The 24,849-nt window shown below is 71.5% G+C and carries 21 protein-coding genes; 6 read left to right on the top strand and 15 right to left on the bottom strand.

Annotation, left to right across the window (positions count from 1 at the left end):
• Window positions 1–48: 48 nt before the first annotated feature.
• The 5 genes from AC3AOF_RS26360 to AC3AOF_RS26340 all read right to left on the bottom strand — a co-directional run bounded on the left by AC3AOF_RS26360 (window position 49) and on the right by AC3AOF_RS26340 (window position 7,969).
• Entirely contained in the window at window positions 49–1,203 is a 1,155-nt protein-coding gene (locus AC3AOF_RS26360; RefSeq protein WP_236988054.1) for a vWA domain-containing protein, read from the bottom strand.
• A complete protein-coding gene (locus AC3AOF_RS26355; RefSeq protein WP_488346940.1) occupies window positions 1,200–3,503 on the bottom strand; it encodes a DUF5682 family protein in 2,304 nt (767 codons plus the stop codon). Before AC3AOF_RS26355 ends, AC3AOF_RS26360 begins: the two co-directional genes overlap by 4 nt.
• A 348-nt stretch (window positions 3,504–3,851) precedes the next feature.
• Window positions 3,852–4,958 carry an ATP-binding protein gene (locus tag AC3AOF_RS26350; protein ID WP_488346939.1) on the bottom strand — a complete coding sequence of 369 codons (1,107 nt, stop codon included), beginning with the start codon at window positions 4,956–4,958 and terminating at the stop codon, window positions 3,852–3,854.
• A 22-nt stretch (window positions 4,959–4,980) separates the two neighbouring features.
• A complete protein-coding gene (locus tag AC3AOF_RS26345) occupies window positions 4,981–6,537 on the bottom strand; it encodes a DUF5691 domain-containing protein (RefSeq protein ID WP_488346938.1) in 1,557 nt (518 codons plus the stop codon).
• Window positions 6,538–6,598: 61 nt separating this feature from the next.
• Complete coding sequence (locus AC3AOF_RS26340; RefSeq protein ID WP_488346937.1) at window positions 6,599–7,969, bottom strand: SWIM zinc finger family protein; 1,371 nt, start codon at window positions 7,967–7,969, stop codon at window positions 6,599–6,601.
• A gap of 649 nt (window positions 7,970–8,618) precedes the next feature.
• On the opposite strand from AC3AOF_RS26340, the gene AC3AOF_RS26335 reads away from it, so the two are divergent.
• The gene (locus AC3AOF_RS26335) at window positions 8,619–8,963 is read left to right on the top strand and encodes a CsbD family protein (protein ID WP_488346936.1); all 345 of its coding nucleotides are present in this window, start codon (window positions 8,619–8,621) and stop codon (window positions 8,961–8,963) included.
• A 213-nt stretch (window positions 8,964–9,176) separates the two neighbouring features.
• On the opposite strand, the gene AC3AOF_RS26330 is transcribed toward AC3AOF_RS26335, so the two are convergent.
• On the bottom strand, window positions 9,177–9,533 hold the full coding sequence (locus tag AC3AOF_RS26330; protein ID WP_488346935.1) for a hypothetical protein: 357 nt from the start codon (window positions 9,531–9,533) through the stop codon (window positions 9,177–9,179).
• 110 nt (window positions 9,534–9,643) lie between these two features.
• The gene (locus tag AC3AOF_RS26325) at window positions 9,644–10,492 is read right to left on the bottom strand and encodes a YfdX family protein (RefSeq protein WP_488346934.1); all 849 of its coding nucleotides are present in this window, start codon (window positions 10,490–10,492) and stop codon (window positions 9,644–9,646) included.
• A 381-nt stretch (window positions 10,493–10,873) separates the two neighbouring features.
• On the opposite strand from AC3AOF_RS26325, the gene AC3AOF_RS26320 reads away from it, so the two are divergent.
• Complete coding sequence (locus tag AC3AOF_RS26320) at window positions 10,874–12,397, top strand: UbiA family prenyltransferase (RefSeq protein WP_488346933.1); 1,524 nt, start codon at window positions 10,874–10,876, stop codon at window positions 12,395–12,397.
• A complete protein-coding gene (locus AC3AOF_RS26315) occupies window positions 12,397–12,816 on the top strand; it encodes a GtrA family protein (protein ID WP_488346932.1) in 420 nt (139 codons plus the stop codon). The genes AC3AOF_RS26320 and AC3AOF_RS26315 overlap by 1 nt, the downstream gene beginning before the upstream one ends.
• Before the next feature lie 4 nt (window positions 12,817–12,820).
• Here AC3AOF_RS26315 and AC3AOF_RS26310 read toward each other — a convergent pair whose 3' ends face one another.
• The 4 genes from AC3AOF_RS26310 to AC3AOF_RS26295 form a co-directional block, all read right to left on the bottom strand.
• Window positions 12,821–14,059 (bottom strand): hypothetical protein, encoded by a 1,239-nt coding sequence (locus tag AC3AOF_RS26310; protein WP_488346931.1) that lies wholly within the window; start codon window positions 14,057–14,059, stop codon window positions 12,821–12,823.
• Between the two features lie 168 nt (window positions 14,060–14,227).
• The gene (locus AC3AOF_RS26305; RefSeq protein ID WP_236988065.1) at window positions 14,228–15,013 is read right to left on the bottom strand and encodes a 3-hydroxybutyrate dehydrogenase; all 786 of its coding nucleotides are present in this window, start codon (window positions 15,011–15,013) and stop codon (window positions 14,228–14,230) included.
• A gap of 12 nt (window positions 15,014–15,025) precedes the next feature.
• Window positions 15,026–15,769: an acetoacetate decarboxylase gene (locus AC3AOF_RS26300; RefSeq protein ID WP_488346930.1), complete on the bottom strand. Its 744-nt coding sequence runs from the start codon at window positions 15,767–15,769 to the stop codon at window positions 15,026–15,028.
• 20 nt (window positions 15,770–15,789) lie between these two features.
• Window positions 15,790–16,941, bottom strand: a complete 1,152-nt coding sequence (locus tag AC3AOF_RS26295) for a patatin-like phospholipase family protein (RefSeq protein ID WP_236988067.1) — start codon at window positions 16,939–16,941, stop codon at window positions 15,790–15,792.
• A gap of 339 nt (window positions 16,942–17,280) precedes the next feature.
• Here AC3AOF_RS26295 and AC3AOF_RS26290 point away from each other — a divergent pair, with 339 nt between their 5' ends.
• Entirely contained in the window at window positions 17,281–18,216 is a 936-nt protein-coding gene (locus tag AC3AOF_RS26290) for a DUF2336 domain-containing protein (RefSeq protein WP_488346929.1), read from the top strand.
• A gap of 629 nt (window positions 18,217–18,845) precedes the next feature.
• The gene (locus tag AC3AOF_RS26285; RefSeq protein ID WP_488346928.1) at window positions 18,846–20,543 is read left to right on the top strand and encodes a methyl-accepting chemotaxis protein; all 1,698 of its coding nucleotides are present in this window, start codon (window positions 18,846–18,848) and stop codon (window positions 20,541–20,543) included.
• Between the two features lie 308 nt (window positions 20,544–20,851).
• Here the strand turns inward: AC3AOF_RS26285 and AC3AOF_RS26280 are convergent, their stop codons facing one another.
• Together AC3AOF_RS26280 and AC3AOF_RS26275 are read right to left on the bottom strand one after the other, a co-directional pair.
• On the bottom strand, window positions 20,852–21,946 hold the full coding sequence (locus AC3AOF_RS26280; protein WP_236992646.1) for an alpha/beta hydrolase: 1,095 nt from the start codon (window positions 21,944–21,946) through the stop codon (window positions 20,852–20,854).
• Between the two features lie 140 nt (window positions 21,947–22,086).
• Entirely contained in the window at window positions 22,087–22,761 is a 675-nt protein-coding gene (locus AC3AOF_RS26275; protein WP_488346927.1) for an HAD family hydrolase, read from the bottom strand.
• 184 nt (window positions 22,762–22,945) lie between these two features.
• Here AC3AOF_RS26275 and AC3AOF_RS26270 point away from each other — a divergent pair, with 184 nt between their 5' ends.
• Window positions 22,946–23,314 (top strand): hypothetical protein, encoded by a 369-nt coding sequence (locus AC3AOF_RS26270; protein WP_236988071.1) that lies wholly within the window; start codon window positions 22,946–22,948, stop codon window positions 23,312–23,314.
• Between the two features lie 112 nt (window positions 23,315–23,426).
• Here the strand turns inward: AC3AOF_RS26270 and AC3AOF_RS26265 are convergent, their stop codons facing one another.
• Complete coding sequence (locus AC3AOF_RS26265) at window positions 23,427–24,362, bottom strand: hypothetical protein (protein WP_488346926.1); 936 nt, start codon at window positions 24,360–24,362, stop codon at window positions 23,427–23,429.
• Window positions 24,363–24,369: 7 nt separating this feature from the next.
• Window positions 24,370–24,804, bottom strand: a complete 435-nt coding sequence (locus tag AC3AOF_RS26260; protein WP_236988073.1) for a PRC-barrel domain-containing protein — start codon at window positions 24,802–24,804, stop codon at window positions 24,370–24,372.
• Between the last annotated feature and the right edge of the window lie 45 nt (window positions 24,805–24,849).

The following is a 24,849-nucleotide window of genomic DNA, read 5'->3' as shown; positions in this document are numbered from 1 at the left end:
AGGCGCCGCTTTGCCGGCAATCCCGCGCCGCCGCCCTACGCCACCCCCTCACACCCCGACCGCCGGGACCGCCGCGATTCCCGCCCCAGCCGCCCAGGCGCCGAGATCCTGCTTGCGGATCGCCGCCGCCATCATGTCGGGAAACAGGTCCGGCGTGCAGGCGAAGGAGGGCACGCCGAGGGCGGCGAGGCGGGCCGCGAGCGCGCGGTCGTAAGCAGGGGCCCCCTCGTCGGAGAGGGCCAGCAGGGCCACCACCTGCACGCCGGCCGCGACCAGGCGTTGCGCCTGGGCGAGCAGCCCGGCCTCGACCCCGCCCTCGTAGAGGTCGGAGATCAGCACCAGCACCGTATCCTCGGGCCGGGTGATGCGCGACGCGCAATAGCCGACCGCCCGGTTGATGTCGGTGCCGCCGCCGAGCTGGACCGAGAACAAGATCTCGACCGGATCGTCGAGATCTTCGGTGAGATCGACGACTTGCGTGTCGAACACCACGAGCCGCGTCGAGACCGCCGGGAGCGAGGCCATCACCGCCCCGAAGATGCTCGAATAGACGACCGAATTCGCCATCGAGCCGGATTGGTCGATGCACAGGATCACGTCCTTGAGCGAACCGCGGCTCCTGCGGCCGTGGCCGAGGCGGGTTTCCGGGATGATGGTGCGGTACTCGGCCTGGTAGTGGCGCAGGTTCGCCCGGATGGTGCGGTGCCAGTCGATCTCGGCGTGGCGCGGCCGCCGGTTGAGGCTGGCGCGGTCGATCGCGCCGGCGACCGCCTGGCGGACCGGCTCCTCCAGCCGCTTCATCAACTCGTCCACGACCTTGCGCACCACGAGGCGGGCGGTCTCCCTGGTGCGCCCGCCGAGCAGGCCCCGCATCGAGATCAGGGTCGAGACCAGGTTCACGTCGGGCTGGAGCGCGTCCAGCATCTCCGGCTCGGTCAGCATCCGCTTGAGATCGAGCCGCTCGAAGGCGTCGCGCTGCATCACCTGCACGACGGAAGCCGGAAAGTAGTCGCGGATGTCGCCGAGCCAGCGCGGCACCGAGGGGGCGGAGGCGCCGAGGCCCCCCTTGCGGTCGGAATCGTAGAGGGCGCCGAGCGCCCGGTCGAGGCGCTGGTCGCGCTCCCCGAGGGCGCAGCCGGTCCCCTCTGCGGCCCCGCCGCCGAGGACGAGGCGCCAGCGGCGCAGGCGTTCGGTCTCGCTCATGCGGCGTCTCCGGTGGTCGTCGGCGCGAGCAGCAGTCGCAGGATCGGCAGCACGCTCGCGGCGCGGCGCGCATCGAAGCCCTCCGGGCCCTCCGCGCCGGGGGCTGCGCCCCCCGGACGGGCCAGGGCCTCGCCGATCGCTCGGCGCTCGGCCGGGGCCAGCGTCGCGAAGGTGCGGCGCACCAGCGGCAGCAGCTCGGTGAACAGGGCCTCGTCGAGGCCGGCGAGCCAGTCGTCGACGATGCCGAGGAGGCCCTGGCCGTGGATCAGGACCGGGCCGCTCTCCTCCAGGAAACCCTCGATCCAGGCGGCGGCCGGAACGGCGCCCGTGGCCCGCGACAAAGCCAGGCGCAGGCGGGTGCCGGCCTCCTCGGCATCGATGGCGCGGTCGTCGAACAGCAGCCGGACGGCCCGGCCGACGACGCGGCCATGGACGTGCTCCTGGTCGGCAAGCGACCGCAAGGCGTCCTGCCAGGTCGCCTTCAGCTCCGGGTCTTCCAGGAGGGCGACCGCCCCCGAGACCGCGACGATGCGTGTCTTCGCGGCTTGCGCGGCCTCGTCGTCGAGGCTCTGGCAGGCGGCGACGAGGCCGGCGGCGGCCCGGGGCACCAGCCCTCGCACGAGCGCCAGCACCGGTTCGGTGTCGGAGGAGCGCACCGAGCCGTAGCGGGCGAGCTCGGCCAGAGCCGGCAGCGCGTCCATCAGGTCGAACACGTCGGCCGAGACCGCGGCGCGGTCGTCGAGCGCCCGGACCACCTGCGCCGTCGCCTCGGGCAGGTCGGCATCGAGCAGCGTCCCGACGAGGCGAGAGAGGTCGGCGACGCGCTGCGCCCCCCGCGCCCGGGTCTTCACCCGGGATGCGGCGGCCTCCGCCACGGTGCCGCCCTCGGCCGAGGCGGCCACCAGCTCCACCACCCAGTCCGGCTGCCAGGCGAGGAACCACGCCTCCTTGAAGGTGCCGCGCCCGCGCGCCTCGCGCCGCATGCCCCAGGGCACGCCGATCAGCGCCAGCCGGTTGAGGAAGTGGCTGCGGGCGAGATCGGTCTCCTTGCGCAGGTCGAGGACGAGGTCGCCCGCCGCGGCGCCGGGCTTGAGGCGCAGACGCTTGCACTGCGCCTCGAAATCCGCCTCCACCGGCGTGCCGGGGCTGTCGGGCGGGGTGGCGCCCAGGCGCTCGCCGATGACGAGCTTGCGCCGGATCAGCCCCATCGGCGCCGGGTCGGCGAAGCAGAGCGTCGCCTGCGTCGCCTCGTCGAGATCGTCGAGGGAGGGGCGCGAGCGCCCGCGGAAGGCCGCCAGGGCCTCGGCGAGGCGCGCCGCCTCGATCACCGAGGCCGGCGAGGCGTCGAGATCTTCCTCGCGCAGGAGCGCGGCGGCGCGGGCGAGCCAACGGGCGGCGACCCGGCCCTCATGGTGCCACAGGGTGTCGTACCATTCCGGCGACAGCACCCCGGCGCGGTAGCCGGAGGCGGTCGCCAGCCGCTCGTAGGACCACGGTGCCCAGGCGGCCGCGACCTTGGTCTTCGGCAGACCCTTGAGGACGGCATTGTCGGCGGAGGCCTGGCCCTTGGCGTCGTGGCGCGCGAGCGCCGGCACGTGCCAGGCGCCGCACACCACCGCGATCCGCGAAAACTCCTCCTTGGCGGCCTTGCGGATCGCCGCCCGCATATGCGCCTCGCGGGCCTCCTCGCGGATGCCGTCCTCCGGATCGGGTCCGGCGCCCTCGCGCAGGGCGCCCATCGCCTCGGCGATCGCCGCGAACACGTCGCCGTCGGCGCCGGCCCGGCTCTCCACCAGGGCGTCCCACCAGCGTTCGCCGTCCGGGTAGCCGGCGGCGGCGGCGAGTTCGCCGAGGGGATCGCGGCGGATCGCGGCCGGGGCCGGCACGAGCGATGATTCCTGGCCCGGCTCCTCCGCCGCGTCGGTGACCGGCTCGGCCTCGATCGGCGCGGCTTCGCCCTCCGGCGGTACCCCGAACCCGTCGGCGAGCTGGATGGCGTGCGGCAGGTCGATGAAGCGGATCGCGGCGCCTGCCGCCAGCCCGTGGCGCATCGCCACCCATTCGGGCGAGAAGGCCGCGAACGGGAAGAACGCGCAGTCCCGCGGGCGGTCGGGCCGGTAGACGAGGAGCGCCACCGGCGGCGCCATCGCCTCGTGGGCGGCGAGCGGGATCAGCGCGTCGGCATCCGGCGGCCCCTCGATCAGCAGGCAATCGGGCGCGAAGTCGGTGAGCGCCGCCCGGAGCGAGCGGGCCGAGCCGGGGCCGTGGTGGCGGATGCCGAAGAGGCGGATGTCGGGCATCGTCGCGGGGAGCCTGTTTGACCGTTCGTGCGGATCATCCCACCCGCGATCCCGGAGCCTGTCCGATTGGTCTCGACGGTCTCAAAACCCTCCGTGTCATTCCGGGGCCGCGAAAGCGGAACCCGGAATCCAGAACCGCAGGTGTGAAAGGATAGAGCGGAACGCGATCCGCCTTTTTCCGCACTCTCGGCGGCTCTGGATTCCGGGCTCCGCTGCGCGGCCCCGGAATGACATGGAGGGTTCGAGATCTGGAGAGACCAAACGAGCACGAACCCAGGATGAGGTCGTGGGTGGGAGAGATAGGCGAGGCCGCCGGATCGACGGATATCCACCGAGCGGCCTGCGGGATCACGCGCTGGCGCGGGCGGCTTTGTAAAAATCCTTCCAGCCCTCGCGCTCCTTGACCACGGTCTCGAGGTATTCGCGCCAGACGATCGCGTCCTGGATCGGGTCCTTCACCACCGCGCCGGAGATGCCCGACACGAGGTCGTGAGCCGAGAGGCGGCCGTCGCCGAAATGGGCGGCCAGCGCCAGCCCGCTGCCGACGACGCTGATCGCCTCCGCCGTCGAGAGCGTACCGGAGGGCTGCTTGACCTTGCTCTTGCCGTCCACCGTCACGCCCTCGCGCAACTCGCGGAAGATCGTGACGACGCGGCGGATCTGGTCGGCGCCGGGTGGCTCGGCCGGGATCTCGAAGGCGCGGCCGAGCGACGCCACCCGGGTCTCGACGATGGCGATCTCCGCCTCGATCGTCGCCGGCGGCGGCAGCACCACGGTGTTGAAGCGGCGCTTCAGCGCGCTCGACAATTCGTTGACGCCCCGGTCCCGGTTGTTGGCCGTCGCGATGAGGTTGAAGCCCTTCTGGGCCGGCACCTCCTCGTTCAGTTCGGGGATCGGCAGGGTCTTCTCGGAGAGGATGGTGATGAAGCTGTCCTGCGTCTCCGACGGGATGCGGGTCAGCTCCTCGACCCGGGCGATGCGGCCCTCGTTCATCGCCCGCATGATCGGCGAGCCGACCACCGCCTCGCGGCTCGGCCCCTTGGCGAGCAGCAGCGCGTAGTTCCAGCCGTAGCGGATCGCCTCCTCGCTGGTGCCGGCGGTGCCCTGCACGATCAGCCGCGAGGTGCCGCAGATGGCAGCCGCTAGATGCTCGCTGACCCAGCTCTTGGCCGTGCCGGGCACGCCGAGGAGCAGCAGCGCCCGGTCGGTGGCGAGCGTCGCCACCGCCACCTCCATCAGGCGCCGGTCGCCGATGTATTTCGGCGTGACCGCGAAGCCGGAGGCGAGCGTGCCGCCGAGCAGGTAGGTGACGACCGCTTGCGGCGACATCTGCCAGTTCGGCGGGCGCGGCCGGTCGTCGGCCTGCCGCAGGGCGGCGATCTCCTCGGCGAAGGCGTCCTCGGCGGCCTGGCGAAGCTGGGAGGCTTGGCGAAGCTGGGCAGCTTTGGTCGTCATCCTGGGGCTGTCTCCCTGCGTGTCACTGTTGGAATTCGCGCCGGATCGCGACGCGCACATCCAGCGTCTCGGTCAGGCTGGCGACCTGCTGGCGCAGGCGGTCGTGCCCCTCGTCCTCCGGCAGCCGCGCGGCGAGGGCGCCGGCCGTCGCCGCGATGTCCTCGCCCGGCCACAGCCGCTCGCCGAGGCGGGCGATCACGTAAGGCTTGGCGAGGTCGCGCCGCAGGGCCTCGGAGCCGCGGAGGACGAAGGCGAGCCAGTCGATCAAGGCGGCGCTGAGCCGCTCGGAGAAGGCGTCCGGGCCCTTCCCCAGCATCGCCAGGACGACCTCGATCTTGCGGGCGCGGATCAGCTCGGTCACCCGCGCCTCCCATTCGGGGGCAGGCAGCATGTCGAGGGCCTGCACCCACCGGGCGAGGAGTTCGTTGGTGCGCCGGATGCCGGAGAGCTTGCCCTCGTAGGCCTCCGCCAGGAGGTCGGCGAAGTCCGTCGTCCAGGCCGGATCGCCCTCGCGCGCCACCGCCGAAAACAGCCCCTGGAGGATCGGATCGGCCCATTCGCTGCGCAGGGCCAGTTCGAGCCAGCGCCGCGGTGGATGGCTCGCGAAGGCGTGGAGCGGCGCGCGCGCCAGGATGTCCCGCAGCAGGCCCGCCCGTGTGCCGCCGCCGCGCTGCTCCCAGGGGTTGGGCGTGACGCCGTCGCGGGCGAGCGTGGGGGATTCCGTCGGCAGGGTGACCACCAGCTCGTGCGTCGCGCTCCGGAGAAGGCGCGCCTTGCTCTCGATGACGAGCGCGGCGGTCGCCCGCACCGCCATGCGCGAGGCGTAGAGCGAGCGGGGCAGCCGCGGCAGCAGGCGTTGGGCGGCCTCGCGCACGCCCCCGGCCCGGTCGTCGAGGCAGGTTTCGAGGAACGGCGCGTCGTCCGGGGACAGCCCGGTCCACAGGGCGTCGACCAACGCCTGGCGAACATCGGCCTTCTCCTTGCGGAAGACCGCTTCTAGAGCCTCCCGGGCTCCGTCCGGGTCGCGGGCGCGGAAGGCCGAGAAGGCGGCGCGGCGCTCGGGCAGGCTGCCCTCGGTCCAGTCGCCGGGCGCCACGGCCGCAGGACCATCCCGGTCCTCGCCGCAGGCCTGTGCGAGCCAGGCGAGTTCGTGGCCGACGACGGCCCCGGCCGTCTCCGGCAGGTTGCCCGCCTGGAGCATCAGGGCCTGGTGCAGCCAGGCGGGCGGGCGCACCTGCGCGGCCGCCGCGAGGTCGAACCACTCGCGCAGGCGCTCCCGCGCGGCGTGGCCGCCGGTGAGGAGGGCATGGAGCCGGGTCGCGGCGGCCGGCGGGCATTCGGGCCCGGCCGTCTCGCGGGTTTCCACCGGCTCCATCGCCTCGGGCGCGAGGTCGAGCCCGGCGAGATGGTGGATGCCGTGGAGCGCCAGCCGCGCCAGCAGGGCGCTGCCGGAATCGGGTTCCGTCACCAGCTCCGCCAGGGGACCGGGCAGGCCAGGCGGCGCGCGCTCGGCGCCGAGGAGGGCGGCGGCCAGGATCGGCTCCCAGCCGTCCGCGACGAGGTCGGTCGTGTCGGTCATGGTCGGGCCGCCCGTCTCACGCCACTTCGCCTCATGCCACTTCGCCTCACGCCACTTGGCCTCAGGCCACTTGCTGCAGCACGGCCTGCGAGGCCTGCGCGGGCATCGCGTAGAGGCGGCCTCCGGTGGCGAGCGCCAGCGGGCTCAGGCCGTGGCCGTCATGCAGGCCGAACAGGTCGACCGGGCGCCCGCCCGCGACCGCGAGCAGGCTCGGCAGGCGCGGATCGGCCCGCAGGGGAAGGCAGCCGGTTGCGTCGCCGGCCGCGAAGGCGACCGCACCGCCCGAAGCCGGCAGCCGGCCGAACCGCACCCCGGCGAGCCTCACCGGCCAGCTTTCGGTCCAGGGCGCGCGGGCCAGCACTTCCGCGAAGGCGTCCCGTGCCGCCGCGACGCTGCCGCCGCCGGGCAGGCCGGGCTCCGAGGCCGGGCCGGCGCGGCCGTCGCGAAACACCGCACGCAGGGGCGGGTCGCCGGGCTGGAAGGCGAGGCTCCCTGAAAAATCCTGGCCGGCGGCGGGGGCCGGGGGCAGGGGCGAGCCGGCGGTGCCGTAATCGAGCACCTGCGCCACGGCGCCGGTGCGGCGGCCGACGAGCCAGACCGAGCGGGCGGTGAGCCGGTCCTCCTCCGCGATCGCGTGGGCCAGCACCGCCCAGTCGTCGGCGTGGTCCGGTCGGGCCGCCATCTCCTCGGCGGTGACGGGGTAGCCCAAAGCCGCCCGCAACCCCGCCGCCTGGTCCGGCGTAAGCGCATCGAGCCGGCGCGCGGCGCGCACCAGAAGGGCGATGCGCCCCAGCGCCAGGCCCAGGGCCGCCTCCGGCCGGGCCGCGCCGGCTTGCGGCGCCGCCGCGACCAGCCCCGGCAGGGCGCGCACCCGGCGGGCGAGGCCGGGGGCCTGGCCGTCGACGAGGCGCCCGGCCATGCGGTCCCAGAAGGCGTAGGGCTCGGCGCGGGCGGCGGCCAGGCCGCGGCGCATCAGGTCGCGCAGCCAGAGATCCAGTTCGTCGAGGGCACCCGCGACCTTCTCCTCGCGGGCCTGGCGGCGCCGGACTTGCGCCTTCTCGTCGACGGGCCTCCCCGGCTCGCTCGCGCGGGTTTCGGCCGCGGCGGCGCGGCTCTCGCGGCCCTTGATCCAGGCCGCGACCCAGTCCGGCGGCTCGGCTTCCGCGAGGGGCCCGGCGGCATCGACCAGCATCAGGCCGAGGCCGTGCTTGCAGGGGAACTTCCGGCTCGGGCAGGTGCATTTCGAGGTCGGCCCGGCGAGGTCCGCGACGGTGCGGTAGGGGCTGGCGCCGCTGCCCTTGATCTCGCCCCAGATCACCGATCCGGCCCGGCCGAGGCCGCTCCATTTCGCGGGCTTGGCCTGGTCCTGCCCGGCCTTGCGGCTCGCGGCATCGGGAGCGAGGTCGAGGATCTGCGCAGTCGTCAGGCTCATGCGGCGGTCGGCTGTCTGTCCATGCACCATGTCTGGCGTGCGGCGCAGTCTGCACGAAACGATGTCGCAGGCAAGCGCGACCTGCCGCGCAAGATCAGAGGTCGCTGCACTTTAAATCAATTCCAAGGGTGATCTTGGGGTCCGGATGCCCAGCTGTTTGCCGGCTCGGCTGCATGGATCGTGAGCCGGCGATCGTCTTGCGCACGTCTCATGACGACGCTCCGTCGTGGCGTCGTCGTCATTGCGTCGCCCTGCGGTCGCAGGGCCGCGCGCCGACCGCCGCAGCCTCGCCCCTCCGGCTCCGCGCGTCCGAAGCATCCGGGTGAGCCGACCCGGCGGACGGGCGGCCCTTGGGAGGAGTGGCAGCGAGTTCCTTGGGCCGAATGCCTGTGATACGAAATTCGGAAGATCACTTCCGGATTTCGTATCACCAGCCCGCGCGGCGCGTGAGCGAAGACGATTTCCGCATCGCGAAGCGATCAATCGGAAATCGTATGACACCCGGAGCGGCCCGGTCGGAGCGGAAGGAATGTCGTCCGCGGCCATTGCCGTGCCCTCCGTCCGTCCCACCTGTCGTCACATGGCGCCGTCGTCGGGCGCGTCCTCCGGACGCCTCCCGGCACGGCCTCCTCCGTCAAGGGAGAGACAGATGGTCGACACCGATCGCATCACCGGCGCGGCGCGCGAGCTCGGCGGCAAGGCGCAGGCCGCCCTCGGGGACCTGGCGGGCGACCGCCGCGCGCAGGTCGAGGGCCGGTTCCGCGAGGCGCAAGGCCAGGCCGAGAACCTGGCCGGCCAGGCTCGCGACGGCCTGCGGGACGCCGCCGATACCGCCATCGACTATGCCGAGGACGCCTACGAGCGCGGGCGCCACGCGGCGCGGCACGGCGCCCGCACGGTGACCCACGCCGTCGAGGAGACCCCGCTCGTCGCCCTGCTGCTCGCCGGGGCCGTGGGCTACGGCCTCGCGCTCCTGGTGCACGGACGCCGTTAGAGCATTTTCCGACGAAGTGGATGCCGGTTCGTCGGAAAATGCGGTATGATCGAAGGCCTGAGCAGATTTCGCAAAAGCGGCCGCCGGTTTTGCTGAAAAAATCTGCGATAAAACAAGGAGCTAAGCGGACGAATCGTTGGCCTGCCAACGCAAGTCCGCTTAGAGAGCTTCGCGATTGCAACGCGATCTTGAAGCGTTCTAGGAGCGGGTCGATCACCGCGCCGCGGGAAGCGGCGGCAACGGCGGCGGCTGGCGCGGCAGGCCGCCGTCGCCGAGCTGCAGGCACGTCAGCAGGGCGACGTAGGACGGCGCCCCGCCGATCGCGTTCATCGCGCGGCAGTTCCGTCGGTCCGCGAGCGGAAACCGCGTCCATCCGCGCCGCAGGGTCCGCCGCGCCGCGCGCTCGTCGGACAGGCAGCCGCGATAGCTCGCGGGGCCGACATGGGTGCCGGAGCCGCGCTCCAGCCCGCAGGCCCCGCGCGGGGTGAAGGTGGGAAAATCGGTGCCTTGCGCCGCCGCAGGGCCGCACAGGGCCAGCCCGATCAGAACGGGAAGCACTCTCCACGCCACGCTCACGGCGAACTCCTGAGGACCGGTTCCGGACGGGGAGGGCCCGGGACGGACGGGCCGCCCCGGGTTCTCATGGCGGTTCGACGCTCCGACGGGATGCCGCAAAAGGCTTACTTGGCCGCCTTGCCCTCCGAGGCCGTGGCCGGGTGCTGGCTGGCGGGCTTGGCGGTGCTGCCCGTCACGCTGGCCTTCTGCGGCATGCCGATCGCGTCGATCACGTCGAAGCGCATCCCGTCCTCGGCGGTCTTCAGCACCGCGTTCGCCTCGTAGTACTTGCCCTGGTTGATCAGCGTGGCCGCCTGGCTCACGTCGGTGGTGGTCTTGTCGAGGGGCAGCACCGCCATGACGAAGTTCACGTCGACATGGGCGAGCCGCAGCTTCTCGATGGCGCCTTTCTGGTCGCCCTTGGCGAGGCTCTTGTTCGCCTCGGTCACGGCCGAGGCCTTCTCGGGCGTCGCGATGAAATCTTCGCCGAGCGTCATCTGGGCATCGACGGGCACCCAGGCGACCTTGTCCTTGGAGACCGGCGTCGCATCGGCGGTCTTTGTGTCGGCGGTCTTGGCATCGGCGGTCTTGGCATCAGAGGCCTTGGCATCCGCCGTCTTGTCGGCCTTCACCGCCTTGGCCGCCGCGAGGTCGGCCGGCGTCTTCAGCTCGGACTCGGCCTTGAGGAACACGGCATCGTCGGTCTTGGCCTTGGTGAGGGCGGACTGCGCCTTGGCGATCAGGCTCTTGGCCTGGGAGGGGTCGGCGTCGAAGATGGCGATGCGGGCCAGATGCATGTCGCGGAACGCCTGGGCCCCGTCCTTCGAGAGCTTGCCGACATCCTGGTCGACCGCCCGCTGGGCGGCGCTCTCCTGCGTCACCACCGGCTTGGTCGCCTGCTCGGTCGCATAGGCGGCGCCGCCGAGAACGGTGGTGGCGACGAGGGCGACGGCGAGAGATTTCCGGTAGAACATGACTATGCCTCCTCTTGAAATCGATGCCGGTGTTCCTTGCGGCATCAGCGCGTTCGCTACATTCGGATAATACACGGACGCAGGACGGGTTGCCGGTCTATTTCATTAAAAGCTCGTAACGCAGAGGAAAGGCATCGAACACGAAACGCGCGGACCGGCTGTCGGCAAGCGCCGCAGGCCGGGTCGAGGAGGCGCCCGCCCGGCCGCGTGAGGCGATGCTCACCGGGACCTTTCCGCCGGTCCATCGAATCGTGCGGGTCGCATCAACGCGTCGCTCATCCTGATCGATGAATGATCCGGCCGCCTCAAGTCCGATTAAGACTTGCACCGCTCGTCCCATCGTAGCCTTCGCCGAGATCACAGCAGCGCAGGTCGCAGACGATGTCCCTGGCAAGTCCATTCCTGGCCGCTCCGCTCCCGCGCGAGCGCGACAGCGCGAACGCCATCCCCGGACGTGACGAGGGCCCGCTGGTGCCCCTCGTCGTCGACCTCGACGGCACGCTCCTGCGCACCGACCTGCTGCTCGAGGGCGTCGTGGCGATCCTGCGCCGCAACGTCCTGATGCTGTTCTCGATGCTGGCCTGGCTGCCGCGCGGCCGGGCCACTTTCAAGCGCCGGGTCGCCGAGCACGCCGCCCTCGACTTCGCCACCCTGCCGGCGAACGAGGAGTTGCTCGCCTATATCGAGCTCCAGAAGACCCTCGGGAGAGAGATCGTGCTCGCGACCGCGGCCGACGAGCTGATGGCCCGCGGGATCGTCGAGCGCTTCCCGCTCTTCGACCGCGCGGTGTCGAGCGACGGGCTCGTCAACCTGAAGGGCGAGGTCAAGGCGAAGCGCCTCGCCGCCCTGTTTCCGCGCGGGTTCGACTATGCGGGCAACGCCGCGGTCGACCTGCCGATCTGGGCCCTCGCGCAGCGGGTGATCCTGGTCGAGACCCCGGCGAGCGTCGCCCGTGCCGCCCGGGCCGGCGGCCGCCCGTCCGAGGAATTCGCCGCCGCCCCGCGCCTGCGTGCCCTCGCCAAGGGCTTGCGGCTGCACCAATGGGCCAAGAACGGCCTCGTCTTCGTGCCGATGATGCTCGGCGGCCTCGCCGGCAGCGCCGGGGCCTGGGCCGAGGCGTTCCTCGCCTTCGTGGCGCTCGGTCTCGTCGCGTCGGCGAGCTACCTCCTCAACGATCTCTGGGACCTGCCGCACGACCGGGCGCACTGGTCGAAGCGCCACCGGCCGCTCGCGAGCGGGCGGCTGCCCCTGGCGACCGGCCTCGCCGCGACCGTCGGTGGCCTCGCCCTCGGCCTCGCCCTCGCCGCCGCCGGGGGACCGGCCCTGTTCGCCGCCATCGCGGCCTACCTCGCCGTGACGCTGGCCTATTCGTTCTCGTTAAAGCGCGTACCGATGCTCGACGCGCTGGTCCTCGGCAGCCTGTTCACCCTGCGGCTCGTCATCGGCGTCGCGGCGGTGGGCGTGGCCTGGTCGCCCTGGCTCCTCACCTTCTCGATGTTCCTGTTCACCTCGCTCTCCTTCGCCAAGCGCCACACCGAGCTGCGCGGGGCGGTCAGGCGCGGGCGCACCGGCCAGCTCTCGGGCCGCGGCTACCGCCCGGCCGACGAGCCGGTGGTGCTCGCCTTCGGGGTCGCGGCGGGGCTCGCCAGCATCGTGATCTTCATCCTCTACCTCGCCAACGAGGCGTTCCGGCACGCGGTCCTGTCGGCGCCGCTGGCGCTCTGGATCTTCCCGATGGTGCTGGTGCTGTTCATGGGCCGGATCTGGCTGCTCGCCGGCCGCGACGAGCTGAACGACGATCCCGTCGCCTTCGCGGTCAAGGATCGGCCGTCCCTGGGCCTCGCCGGCATCGCCGCCCTGTCCTTCGCGGTCGCGGCCTTCGGCCTGCCCGGTTGGGGGTGGTGATGTCGCCCGAGGTCGTCCGCTTCCTGATCGCCGGCGGCTCGGCCGCCGCGATCAACTGGCTTGCCCGCATCGCCCTGTCGTGGGTGATGCCGTACGTCGCCTCGATGCTGGTCGCCTACGGGATCGGCATGGCGGCGGGGTTCTGGCTCTATCGCACCTTCGTGTTCCGGGGCGCCGCGACCGGCCGTCTCCCCCGCCAGGTGGCCGTCTTCGTCGCCGTCAACGCGGTCGGGGCCGGCGTGGTGCTGGGGGTGAGCGCGGCCCTGGTCGCCGCGCTCGCCGGGTTGGTGCCGGCGGTACCGCTGCCGGTGGCGGAGGCGCTCGGCCACGGCGCCGGCATCGCGGCCGGCGCGGTGTCGAACTATTTCGGCCACCAGATCCTGACCTTCGGCGCGCGCCGCGGCCCGGTCGAAGCCTGAAGGCTCAGATCTTGTAGAGGCTGGTCAGCAGGGTCACCGCCGCGTTGGCGAGGATGCCCCATGTGACGAGGAGCGGCAGGGCCGCGAAGGCCCGGGGCCGCTCGCCGCGCACCAACAGCACGATCAGGATCGGCAGCCAGTCGAGGGTGTAGCGCTGGGTGGCGGTCTGGTCGGCGCCGTTCGAGTGGTAGAGCAGGGTGATGCCGGCGATGACCGCGATCACCACGGCGCCCGCCGCGAAGACCCGGTCGAGGCGGGCGTAGAACGCGAGCAGCAGCCACGGGCACATCACCAGCAGGGCCGAGCCCGAGCGGTCGATGCCGGTGAGCTGGGTCAGGTACGGCCCGCCGAACTCGAAATGGATGCCCTGGAGGAACAGGTAGAGGGTGTTGAACAGGAGGTAGTCGCGCGAGAACAGCCCGACTTCGGTGATGCGCCGCCAGATGAAGCCGGCGCTGCCGGGATTGTGGATGAACGCGTAGCCGGTCTCGGTCGGACTGCCGAAGCGGGCGTAATTGTAGGCGAAGTAGGCGACGAGGGCGGCCGCGACCGGGATTCCGGCGAGCAGCACCGGGCGCACCAGATTCCGCGCGGTCTCGCGCCACTCCCCGCGCCAGCCCTCGTGCCGCGGCAGCGCCAGCACGAGCAGGAACACGGGATAGAAGATCGCCATCTGCCGGCACAGGAAGGCGAGCGCCACGAACAGCCCGGCGAGCGGCAGCGAGCGCCGGCAGATCACCGCCCACAGGCTGAGGGTTGTCATCAGGAAGCCGACCGACTGGGCGTAGAACCACACTCCCTCCGAGCGCAGGGTGACCTGGAACAGCGGGCTGGCAAAGGCGATGGCCGCGATGAGCCAGAGCGCGTCCGGATCCTCGACGTCGAGGGCGCGGAAGATGCGGTGCCAGGCCCACAGGCTCAGGGCCGCGAGGGCGAGCGCCAGCAGCACGAAGCCCTTGAAGCCGGGAAACCCGAACACGGCCACGAAGGGCAGGGCGACCAGGGCCGGCAGCGGCGGGAAGATCACGTAGGTGCGGCCCTGGAACAGGGCGCAATCGATCTCCGGGCAGCTCTCGATCCAGAGCCGACCGTGCAGGAACGCGTCGGCGAGGGCCCCGTGCGAGTTGAGGCCGGGATCGCGAAACACCCCCCGCAGGATCAGGAGGCCGAGCAGCGCCAGGCCGCCGAGCCCGGCGAGGACGGCGAGCGCCCGGTTGCGGTTGTCCTCGGAACTGCGCTGCATGGGGGCCTGGGAGCTTGAGGGGGCGAGCGGTGCCGTGGCCGGCGATCCTTTCTTCACCCTCAAGCTTAATCGGGACTTTCGCGGCGGAGGCTTTTCCGGTGCGGGGTCCCGGCCGGCGCCGATCCTGCGGGAGAGCCGGAAGCCCCGGCTCCCCCGCCGTTCAGGCCCTCACTGCGCCGTCCAGCCGCCATCCACCGTGAGGTTGCTGCCGGTGATCTGGCTCGCCGCGTCCGAGCACAGGAACGTCGCGACGGCCGCGACCTGCTCCACGGTGACGAATTCCTTGGTCGGCTGGGCCTTGAGCAGCACCTCGTCGATCACCTGGTCCTTGGTCAGGCCGCGGGCCTTCATGGTGTCGGGGATCTGCGCCTCGACCAGCGGCGTCCAGACGTAGCCGGGCGAGATGCAGTTGACGGTGATCTTGTGAGTCGCGAGTTCGAGCGCCGCGGTCTTGGTCAGGCCGGCGATGCCGTGCTTGGCCGCCACATAGGCCGACTTGAAGGGCGAGGCGACGAGGGAATGCGCCGAGGCGGTGTTGATGATCCGGCCCCAGCCCCGCTGCTTCATGCCGGGAATCGCCGCCCGCATGGTGTGGAAGGCCGAGGACAGGTTGATCGCGATGATCTGGTCCCACTTCTCGACCGGGAATTCCTCGATCGCCGAGACGTACTGGATGCCCGCGTTGTTGACCAGGATGTCGACCGCGCCGAATTCTTTTTCGGCCTCGGCCACCATGGCGGCGATCTCGTCGCCCTTGCTCATGTCGGCGCCGGAATAGACCGCGCGGACGCCGAACTCGGCTTCGATGCCGGCCCGCTCCTTCTCGATCGCCTCCGGCTTGCCGAAGCCGTTGATCATCACGTTGGCGCCCTGTTGCGCCAGACCCCGCGCGATGGCGAGGCCGATGCCGCTCGTCGAGCCGGTGACGAGGGCGGTCTTGGTTTTCAGCGACATGACGAGGTCTCCTCAGGCCAAATAGTCGTGCAGCACGTGGCCGTACGGCAGGGTGAAATCGACGATCTGGTGGCGGGCGCGCACGATCTTGCGCACCGGCAGGTCGGCGACGCGGCAGTTGACGTGCGGGATCAGGTGCAGCCGGGCCTCGCCCTCCCAGGCGCCGTGGACATGGATGTCCTGGAGGCGGTAGCCGACGAGTTGGGCCACCTTCACCCCACCATCGACATCCGGGATCAACTTCAGGTTGACGTTGAGCTGGCCGATGCCGTCACGGACCTTGTCGAGCTGGTCCTCCAGGCTGCGGTGCTTGTAGGTCATCGTGCCCATCGCCACCCGCTCCTCGTCGTAATGAAGGGTGCCGGTCAGCGTGTCCTTCATCACCTTGAGCCGGGGCACGCCGTACTTCTTGGGAAAACCCCAGATCTCGCGGCCGGCGGTGATCGGCGGCTCGTCGTCGAGATACATCTGGACCGAGTAGTTGCACGGCTCGCCCTTGTAAGTCGCGACGATGGCCGAACCGCTCTCCTCGTAATCGCCGAAGCCGGAGGAATCCGGCATCTTCATCCACTCGTAATACGCGAGGTTGCCGGGCGCCGGCTCGAGCGGCTCGGGCAGCGCGGCCCGCAGCGCGTCCGGGTCGGTCTCGTAGGTGATGATCAGGTATTCGCGCCGCAGGAAGCGGTACGGCCCGTGCGGGTAGCTCGGGCTGAAGGCCGGCATCGAGGGGGCTTTCAGGATCTCGTCGCGGGTCATGCGTCGTTCCTCGTCCAGGGTCAGTCCCGCGCGTCGCGGGTGAGGTCGAACACGGTCACGCCGAGATCGGGCCGGCAGCGCTCGATCCAGTGGCGGTGGCGCAGGGACCGGCGCACGTCGTTGCGGCCGGCCTTCCAGTGCTCCAGCATCGTGGTGCGCGAGAACTCGTAGTCCTTGGCGTCGCTCTCGTAGTTCTTGGCGCGGTAGATCAGCTGCAGGATCGTCACCGCATTCTGGTGGCTCACCTCCGACAGGAAGGCGACGTCGGGATCCTGGCGCAGTTCGGGCGGCAGCTTGTCGAGCAGGCGGCGGAGCGCGGTCTTGGCCTTGTGGATCTCGATCTGGTCGTTGGTGTTGAGCCGGGTGCGGCTGGAGAAGCGGATGTCCTTCTCGCGCTCGGCCGCCTCCGACAGGGTGCGGGGGAGCGGCCCCCGGGCGCTGAACAGGTCGACCTGGAACACCGCGAGGTCGCGGAATCGCTCCTCGTCCAGCACGTATTGCAATGGCGTGTTCGAGACGATGCCGCCGTCCCAGTAGAGTTCGCCGTCGATCTCCACCGGCGGGAAGCCCGGCGGCAGGGCGCCCGAGGCCATGATGTGCTCAGGCCCGATCCGCTCGCGGGAATTGTCGAAATAGACGAAGTTCCCGGTGCGGATGTTGACCGCGCCGACGCTGAGCCGCGTCTCGCATGCGTTGATCCGCTCGAAGTCGATCAGCTCCGCGAGCGTCTGCCGCAAGGGGGTGGTGTCGTAGTAGCTCAGCGCCTGGGGGGCGCCGGCCGGGTAGAGCGGGGCGGGGGGAAAGCGCGGCGCGAAGAAGCCCGGCACCCCGACCGTCGCCCCGAAGGCGGCGCTCCAGGCGTTGAACACCTCGCGGGCCTGCTCGCCGGGAAACCACGGCGAGACGGTGATGCCCGACGACACCTTGTCCCAGAACGCCCTCAGCCGCTCGACCCGGCGCCCGGGCGGGTTCCCGGCGATGAGCGCGGCGTTGATCGCTCCGATCGAGATGCCGGCGACCCAGTCGGGTGAGAGCGCGGCGTCCTGCATCGCCTCGGCGACGCCGGCCTGATAGGAGCCTAAAGCCCCGCCGCCCTGCAGCACCAGCACCCGGCACTCGTCGTCGTCTCGCCGGCTGTCCGGTTTCCGCACCGCCCGATCCCGCTCGTCCATAAGGCCTCCGCTGGCCGCCGCGCGAAACTCGGCGGTTAGATGATGCTGCACTGCCGCATGACAAGCCCGGCGCCGGTTCCCGTCGCGCCGCGCAGCGGATCTCGCGGGATCGCCGATCGGAGCGGGAGCCGGCCTTGCTCCGGATTCGCGACCCCGCCCCTGAATCCGGCCCGCCGCTAAGGCCCGTGTAACCATCGCGGCCGTAGCGTGCCGCAAGGTTCGTGACAGGATTTTCGCCCGATGGCGTCGGCCGCGGCTTCCCGACCCGAGACACTTCGCCGACCCGAGAGATTTCGCCGGCCCGAGAGACTTCGCCAACCCGCGAGCGTCCCGCCGGCGATGTCGCTCTCCGACCTCGTCGAGGCGGCCGAGCGGGTCTCGGACGCGGGGCGGGCCCTCGACGGCGTGGCTGATCTCCTGGTGGCCCGGTCCGGCGGGCTCTCGGTCCTTGAGGTCGGCGCCTTCGACGAGGTGATGACGGTGCTCGCCGATGGCGCCGGCACGGGATCGCGCGGGCGGCTCGCCCGCCAGGTCGTCGCGCTCCCCCGGCCGCCGCGCAAGCTGGCGCGGCGGCTCGCCTGCGATCCCGAGGCGAGCGTCGCGGTGCCGGTGCTCGCGCGCTGCGCCGCCCTTTCCGACGAGGTGCTGCTGCACGTCGCCCGCAGCCGCGGGCCGGTGCATCTCGCGGCGATCGCCCGGCGCGAGACGGTCGCCGCCCGGGTGGCCGATACCCTCGCCGAGCGGGGCGACCAGGCGGTGATGACGACGCTCATCGCCAATCGCGGGGCGCAGCTCTCGCTCCTCGCCCTCACGCTCCTGTCCGAGCGGATGGAGGACCGGGACCGCCTCGCGGCCGGGCTGGAGTCCCGCGGCGGCCTGCTGCCGCGCCAGCGCGACGCGCTCCTGCGGCCCGCCGCCCGCCCCGGTCCGGCCCGGCGCGCCGCCGAGGCGGTCGCCCTGCGGGTCCGGCTCGGTCTCGACGAGGCCGACCTGCGCCTCTGGCTCGCGGAGGACCGGACGGAAGAGGCGCTGATCGGCCTTGCCCACCTCGCCGGCACTTCCCCCGAACGGATGCGGGCAGCCCACCGCGCGGCCGGCCTCAGCGCCCTGGCGCTGATCGTGCGGGCGGCGGACCTGCGGCTCTCGACCCTCGGCGCCTATCTGCGCGCCCGCCCCGGCCCCGCCCCGACGGCGGAGGCGGCGGGTGCCGCGGTGCAGGCCTACCGGGCCGTCACGGTGGCGCGGGCGCGGGAACTGGTGGCGGAGCAATCCTGACCTGATTATATACCGCGTCTCGGAAGAAATCCCGATCTTCGACGGCTCGGCTGGGCCGCTGGCCAAGCCGGATTTCCTCCGTACCGCGCTATACCAACGGTCGTTGAAAACGACCTTTGGTTCCGTTCTCGAATTTTCGCCAAGCCCAAGGTTCCGGACATCTGGGCTTGGTGTCGAAAATTCGAGATGGCTCAACGGCCCCGTCGATCTCGGGCCTGCCCGAGATCGAATCGATGCGTCAGCATCTTAGGCGTTGGTATTAGTCCCGGAATGAGGTTGCGCGTGGGATCGCGTGCCCGAGGCCGTCGATTCCGATCCAACAGATCACATAGAGGTCGCGGCCGGCAAAGCCCCGCACCACGGGCTCTGTGCCACTCTCGGTGATGTCCGGCGCCGGTCGGACCGATCGGAATCTCCGTTCGTCCGTAACTCTGTTCTGTCTGATCTATCCTGAAGGAAGGCAGTCCAGAGGCTAGGCTTTTCGGCCTATCTCCCGACAATCCTGGTCGTCGTCTCTCGCAGGAAACCGTTAGATTGACTGATCCCTGGACATGACCGCGAGACCTTCAGACCTCGTTAACCGGTTTCGGAAACAGATGGTCACGATCCTCAACTCCCGGTCGTGATCCATGACGCTCCTCGGCAACACCCGCATCCTTCTCAAGGCTGCCTTGCCCCTCCTGATCGTCGCGGCCGTCGCGGGCGGGCTGGTTCTGTATGCGCGGACCAACCTCCACGACCTCGCCGTGCAGACGCGCCAGATCGTCCAGGTGCAGGTGGTGCGTCTCCAGAGCATCCTGACCATCCGCCTCACCATGAACGAGGCCGCGGTCCAGAGCCGCAACATCGCCATGGAGACCCGCCGGGAGCAGATGGCCGGCTACAAGGAGCGCTACGACGCCGCCGAGAAGGCCGCGCTCGCCAGCGCCGACACGCTGATCGCCCTGTCCGACACGGCCGAGCGGAAAGTCGTCAACCAGGGCCTGCGCGCGACCCTGGTCGAGTTCTTCGCGATCTCCGCCCGGGCCAACGCCCTGGGTCTGGCGAACGACAACGACGGGGCCGCCAAGGTCCTGCTCGTCGAGGCCGCGCCGATCCGCGCGAAGGTCCGCGACGTGGTGCAGCCGCGCATCGATCTGCTGACGGCGGAGCTCAAGCGGGCGAGCGAGGCCGCCGACCAGGCCGCGGCCCAGGCCGGCACGGTGCTGGTCGGCGCGGCGGTGGTGGGTCTGCTCGCCGCCCTGGCTCTGGCGGTCCTCATCGTGATCGTCGGCATCACCCGTCCGCTCGGCGGCCTCGTCGCGGTGCTCCAGCGCATGGCGCAGGGCGAGGCGGGCGTGACGATCAAGGAGGCGGCGCGGGGCGACGAGATCGGCGCCGTCGGCCGGGCGGTCGAGGGCATCCGCGAGATGGTTGCCCGCAAGGCCGCCGAGCAGGCGGAGGTCAAGCGTGTGGCCGATGCGGCGGCGGCCACCGAGCGCAAGCGGACGATGGCCGAGATGGCGGACGGGTTCGAGCGCGCCGTCGGCGGGATCGTCGGCCTCGTCTCCTCCTCGGCGACGGAACTCCAGGCCACCGCCAGCACGATGACCGCCACCGCGACGCAGACCGCGTCGCAATCCACCACCGTCGCCGCCGCCGCCGAGGAGGCCGCGTCCAATGTCGGCACGGTGGCGGCGGCGGCCGAGGAGCTGGGGGCCTCGGTCCAGGAGATCGGCCGCCAGGTCCAGGGCTCGGCCAACCTCGCCCAGGCCGCGGTCGGCGAGGCGGACAAGACGGGCCATCTCGTCCAGGCGCTGAAGACCACCTCCGCCCGGATCGGCGACATGGTCGGGCTGATCTCCAACATCGCCGCGCAGACGAACCTGCTCGCGCTGAACGCCACGATCGAGGCGGCGCGGGCCGGCGAGGCGGGGCGCGGCTTCGCGGTCGTCGCTGCCGAGGTCAAGCAACTCGCTTCCCAGACCGCGAAGGCCACCGAGGAGATCGCCGGCCAGATCGGCGAGATCCAGGGCGTGACCGACCAGGCTGTCGCGGCGATCGACGGGATCACCGGGCGCATCCGCGAGATCAGCACGGTCGCGGTCTCGATCGCCTCGGCGGTGGAGCAGCAGGGCGCGGCGACGCAGGAGATCGTCCGCAACGTCTCCCAGGCCGCCACCGGCACCGGCGAGGTCACCAGCAACATCGCGGGCGTGGCGCAAGCCTCCGAGGAGACCGGCGCGGCGGCGAGCCAGGTGCTGGCGGCGGCGTCCGAATTGTCGCGCCAGTCCGAGCACCTCTCGGCCGAGGTGATGCGCTTCCTCCATACGGTCCGGGCCGCCTGAGAGCCTGTTTGAGCGGGATCGTCTTTCATGAAGCCGGAAACGGCAGGGAATATCCTGCCCACGACCTCATCCTGAGGTGTCGGTTCATCGGAGATGGACTGACCTCGAAGGAGGGTTCCAGGGATCACTGAGGTTTCTGGAGGGCTCCTTCGAGGTTGGTCGATCTTCGATCGACTAACACCTCAGGATGAGGTGGGAGGGTAGGATATCGCTGACTATCTGGATTTCAGCGATAGAAAAACCACTCAAACAGGCTCTGAGGCGCGACAAGCGGAGCAGGCCGCCCGAACAGGCGGCCTCCTCGAGTCTCACGGCTTCTTCGCCGCCGTCCCGAGATGCTTGTCGAGGAAGCCGGCGATCTCGGTGAAGACCTCGCGGGTCTCCGGCGCATCGGGATCGAACAGGTACTGGGCGTGGCTCATGCCCTCGAACACCTGGAGCGAGGCCTCGACCCCGGCCTGGCGCAGCTTGCGGTGGGTGCGCACGGTGTTCGACAGGAACAGGTCGCGGGTGCCGGTGGTCAGGATGGTGGGCGGCAGGCCGCGCAGGTCGCCGTAGATCGGCGAGAGCTGGGGGTCGCGCAGGTCGTGGCCGGCGGCGTAGAGCCGGGCCGCCCGGGTCAGCATGCCGTCATAGGAGACCAGCACGTTGTCCAGCCACTCGTTGGCCTTGTAGCTGTCGCCGGTCTCGGTCAGGTCGGACCAGGGCGTGCCGGGTGCGATGGCCGCGGGGAGCGGCACGCCTTCGCGCCTGGCCCGCAGCATGAGCGCCAGCGTCATGCCGCCGCCGGTCGAGGTGCCGAACACCGCCATGTTCTCGGCCGGCTGCAGGGTCAGCGCCGCCTTCCACACCGCCATGGCGTCGTCCATCGCCGCCGGGTAGGGCGCGTCCGGCGGCATGCGGTAATCGAACGAGACCACGGTAAAGCTGCCGAAGGCCGCCATCAGCACCGCCTCGAGCGTGCCGGCCTCGCCCGGGTTGTAGACGTAGCCGCCGCCATGGATGTGGACCAGCAGCCGGTGGCGGTTGCGCTCGGGCACCACCTTCGGGGCGATGATCCAGGCCTTGACGCCGCCGATCACCTCCGGGGTCGAGACGACGCCCAGGCGCTCGCGCAGGGCCGGCAAGGGTGCTGCGGTCTGGGCGGCGAGCTTGGCCACCAGCGCCTTCCATTCCGCCGCGCTGCCCGGATCGGCGTTCCAGGCCGGCACCCGGTAGGGCGCCGCGATCGCCGCCTGGAATTCCGGGCTCACCGTGCCGGGCACCGGGATGCGCCGGCCCGGGACGGTGCGCGGGCCCGGCGCGGCGTTGGCGGCGTTCTGGGCCGCCTCCAGCCGGGCGAAATCCGACGCATCGGCGTTCGGGGGCGCCGGCGGTTGCTGCGCGAGGAGTGTCGTCGGCAGCGCGACGGCCAAGGACGGCGCGACGGCCAGGAGCAGGGCGGCGAGGCGGCGCGGGCCGGACAAGGGGCGTGAGATCCTGTGAGCGTGGAATCGCCCGCACGAGTCGCACGCCGGGGTTCATCCGGCAAGATGGGCCCGGTCTACGGCACCCCACGCCGCAGGGGCGAGCTCGCATAGCCGTCGAGCAGGTCCTGCGGGTCACGGTAGATCGCGATGCAGCCCGCCTCGGAGAGCTGCGCCTCCGGGAAGCCGCCGCACAGGACGCCGATCACCGGCAGCCCGGCTTTCACGGCAGCCTCGGCGTCGTAGGGCGAATCGCCGATCACGATCGCCTGGCCCCGGGACGGGTGGCCGAGCCGGGCGAGCGCCGCCTCGAAGATGTCCGGATGCGGCTTCGAGCGCTCGGCCTCGTCGGAATTGGTCGCCACGTCGACGAGGTCGCGGATGCCGGCGATCTCCTGGTAGCGCTCCACCTCCTCGGCCTTGCCGGAGGAGGCGAGGGCGAGGACGTGGCCCTCCGCCTTCAGCCGCTCGAACAGGGCCCGCACACCCGGAAACGGACGGACCTTGTGCAGGTACTTCTCCTTGAACAGCGCCGAGCGGAATGTCTCGATTGTCTCGCCCTCGCGCTCCAGGCGGTCCTCGGGGACGAAGACCGGCATGAGCTGGTCGCCGCCCTTGCCGATCTGGCTGCGGACCGACTCCGGCGCGACGTCGATGCCGAAGTGTCGAAAGGCCTCCGACCACGCGTCGGCGTGCAGGTCCACGCTGTCGAGCAGGGTCCCGTCGATGTCGAAGATCAGGTTGCGGATCATGGCGGGACTCATTGGTGAGACTTGTCGTCTGTGGCAGCCGAGCACGAAAGCCCGGCAAAGCACCGGGGTTCCACCCCGGAGCGGGCGGCGTGGCTGGCGCTCGGGCGCCTCGGCCGTTAGAGGTTCGTCAACGCCGTTCCCCGTTCTCCGGCGGGCGGCCCCTCAGGAACCCGGAAAGTTGCCGATGTCCGTCCTGTCCAGAGCCTGCCTCGTCGTGGCCGTGGCCGCGCTCGCGGGCGGCTGCATCCAAAATCCCCTCGGCCAGGTCGGCGGCGTGCTGCCGGCGGGCGATGTCGGCCCGCCGCCCTCCTTGCGCGGCGACGTGAAGCTGCCGGCCCGCAGCAGCGGCGACCTCGCCCAGGCCGCGACCGAGCCGACCCGCCGCCTCAACGTCCCGAGCAGCACCCGCGGCGGCGATACCCTGACCGCCCAGCCTCGGCGCATCCGACGCGAGGACATCGAGGGCGAGGGCGGCCCGAGCGGCAGCAACGGCGGCAGCCTGTCGCCGACGATGGGCTCGGGCGGCTCGGTCGGGCTCGGCGGCAAGTTCTAAAAGCCAAGGTCTGGAGCATTTTCCGACGAAGCGGATGCCGGTTCGTCGCAGAAAATGCGGCAAAATCGAAGATCGAGAGAGCTTCGCGATCGCAATGCGATCGTGAAGCGCTCTAGCGGGGTTCGCGGCTCTCCGTCGCCGCCTCGGCCCGCCGCTTGCGGGTCTCCTGCGCCCGTGCGGTCTCGCGCAGGCGCCGCAGGCGCTCCTCCAGGCCGGCGCGGGTCGCCGGCCACCAGCCGCGGCCGGGCGCATCCGGTGCTGCCGCCGGCACCGTCTCGGCGATCTCACTGAGGGTCGGAATTCGCCACCAGCCCCAGACCAGGGGGCCCGGCACGGTGATCGCCGGGTAGTGGGCCAGCGCCTCGGTCTCCGTGATGGGAGCGTCGTCGAGGGCCTCGAACACCACGACGCCCTCCGCCACCTCCACCGCCGCGCCGAGCGGCGGTGCATCGCCCCGCGGCACCGGGTGGCGGCGACGCCGTCGCTCCGCCTCGGCGGCGGGGTTGCGGGCGGCCTCGCGCCGGGCGCGCCGGGCCGCCGGCTCGTTCTCGATGGCCGCCGCCTCGATCACCGGCCACGCCTCCTTCAGCGCCTCGTAGGAGCGCCAGGGCACCCGCCAGGCCCGGATGTCCGGCGCCCAGGCGGCGAACGGGATGGTGCGCAGGGTATCCACCACCGCCCGCGAATAGGGGGTGCGGACGAGCAGCGCCGCGGGCTCCGCCGTCAGGTAGGGGCTCTCCAGCGGCTCGAAGGCGTAGGCGTCGCGGCCCTTGTCGTCGCCGTAGGCGTCGAGGGCGGAGATCTCGCGGGCGATCCAGGCATCCGCCCGCTGCTCGGCGGTGGTGCCGGGCACGAACCAGCGCCGCAGCTTGCGCCGCCAGCGGGCGGTCGGAAACGTCTCCTTGAAGCGGGCCAGCAGGGCGCGGTCGAACGGCATCGCCACCAGCACGCCGGGGCGCTTGACCGTGCCCGGCGCCACCGCGAAACCCGCTCCGCGGGCGACCTCGCCGGGCGGCGGGTCTTGTCCCTGCTGTCCCGCGTCGCTCACGGTCGCCTCAGATCGTCGGCGCGCGGCCGCCGTAATAATCGTCGAGGCGCCCGCCATAGGAGGGATCGGTGAACGGGTCCTCGCCCGGCCCGTGGCGCGGCGCGCCGGCCAGGGTGTCGGCGTCGATATCGATGACGTAGCCGCCGAGGCGCACGTCGTAGGTCAGGGCCTTCCAGGGCACCGGGTGGTGGCTCTCGCCGAAGCCGAGGAAGCCGCCGAAGGACAGCACGGCGTAGGCGACCTGGCCGGTCACCTTGTCGACCATGAAGTTGTAGACGCTGCCGAGATGCTCGCCCTTGCGATCGTAGACGGCGGTGCCCTCGACCTTGTTCGAGGCGATCAGCCGGCGGGTCTCGTCGAGGGCGATGCCGTCGCCGGACGGGTCGAGCTCCATCGTGCCGGGCGCACGGAGGGAGCGCTCGTTGGGGAGTTCGGTCGGCATGGCGGGCTCCGGGGTTGGGGGAAAGGGTTCCTCGGGGGAACCGAC

Source organism: Methylobacterium sp. 142-1Y, assembly GCF_057747795.1.
The sequence above is the reverse complement of the archived record's forward strand: the minus strand, read 5'-3'. Positions and strand labels throughout refer to the sequence as shown.

What these genes read in the sequence shown, in the direction of transcription:
- AC3AOF_RS26360 (WP_236988054.1), bottom strand. Translation starts at nt 1,203, where the DNA reads ATGAGCGAGACCGAACGCCTGCGCCGCTGGCGCCTCGTCCTCGGCGGC.
- AC3AOF_RS26355 (WP_488346940.1), bottom strand. Translation starts at nt 3,503, where the DNA reads ATGCCCGACATCCGCCTCTTCGGCATCCGCCACCACGGCCCCGGCTCG.
- AC3AOF_RS26350 (WP_488346939.1), bottom strand. Translation starts at nt 4,958, where the DNA reads ATGACGACCAAAGCTGCCCAGCTTCGCCAAGCCTCCCAGCTTCGCCAG.
- AC3AOF_RS26345 (WP_488346938.1), bottom strand. Translation starts at nt 6,537, where the DNA reads ATGACCGACACGACCGACCTCGTCGCGGACGGCTGGGAGCCGATCCTG.
- AC3AOF_RS26340 (WP_488346937.1), bottom strand. Translation starts at nt 7,969, where the DNA reads ATGAGCCTGACGACTGCGCAGATCCTCGACCTCGCTCCCGATGCCGCG.
- AC3AOF_RS26335 (WP_488346936.1), top strand. Translation starts at nt 8,619, where the DNA reads ATGGTCGACACCGATCGCATCACCGGCGCGGCGCGCGAGCTCGGCGGC.
- AC3AOF_RS26325 (WP_488346934.1), bottom strand. Translation starts at nt 10,492, where the DNA reads ATGTTCTACCGGAAATCTCTCGCCGTCGCCCTCGTCGCCACCACCGTT.
- AC3AOF_RS26320 (WP_488346933.1), top strand. Translation starts at nt 10,874, where the DNA reads ATGTCCCTGGCAAGTCCATTCCTGGCCGCTCCGCTCCCGCGCGAGCGC.
- AC3AOF_RS26315 (WP_488346932.1), top strand. Translation starts at nt 12,397, where the DNA reads ATGTCGCCCGAGGTCGTCCGCTTCCTGATCGCCGGCGGCTCGGCCGCC.
- AC3AOF_RS26310 (WP_488346931.1), bottom strand. Translation starts at nt 14,059, where the DNA reads ATGCAGCGCAGTTCCGAGGACAACCGCAACCGGGCGCTCGCCGTCCTC.
- AC3AOF_RS26305 (WP_236988065.1), bottom strand. Translation starts at nt 15,013, where the DNA reads ATGTCGCTGAAAACCAAGACCGCCCTCGTCACCGGCTCGACGAGCGGC.
- AC3AOF_RS26300 (WP_488346930.1), bottom strand. Translation starts at nt 15,769, where the DNA reads ATGACCCGCGACGAGATCCTGAAAGCCCCCTCGATGCCGGCCTTCAGC.
- AC3AOF_RS26295 (WP_236988067.1), bottom strand. Translation starts at nt 16,941, where the DNA reads ATGGACGAGCGGGATCGGGCGGTGCGGAAACCGGACAGCCGGCGAGAC.
- AC3AOF_RS26290 (WP_488346929.1), top strand. Translation starts at nt 17,281, where the DNA reads ATGTCGCTCTCCGACCTCGTCGAGGCGGCCGAGCGGGTCTCGGACGCG.
- AC3AOF_RS26285 (WP_488346928.1), top strand. Translation starts at nt 18,846, where the DNA reads ATGACGCTCCTCGGCAACACCCGCATCCTTCTCAAGGCTGCCTTGCCC.
- AC3AOF_RS26275 (WP_488346927.1), bottom strand. Translation starts at nt 22,761, where the DNA reads ATGATCCGCAACCTGATCTTCGACATCGACGGGACCCTGCTCGACAGC.
- AC3AOF_RS26270 (WP_236988071.1), top strand. Translation starts at nt 22,946, where the DNA reads ATGTCCGTCCTGTCCAGAGCCTGCCTCGTCGTGGCCGTGGCCGCGCTC.
- AC3AOF_RS26260 (WP_236988073.1), bottom strand. Translation starts at nt 24,804, where the DNA reads ATGCCGACCGAACTCCCCAACGAGCGCTCCCTCCGTGCGCCCGGCACG.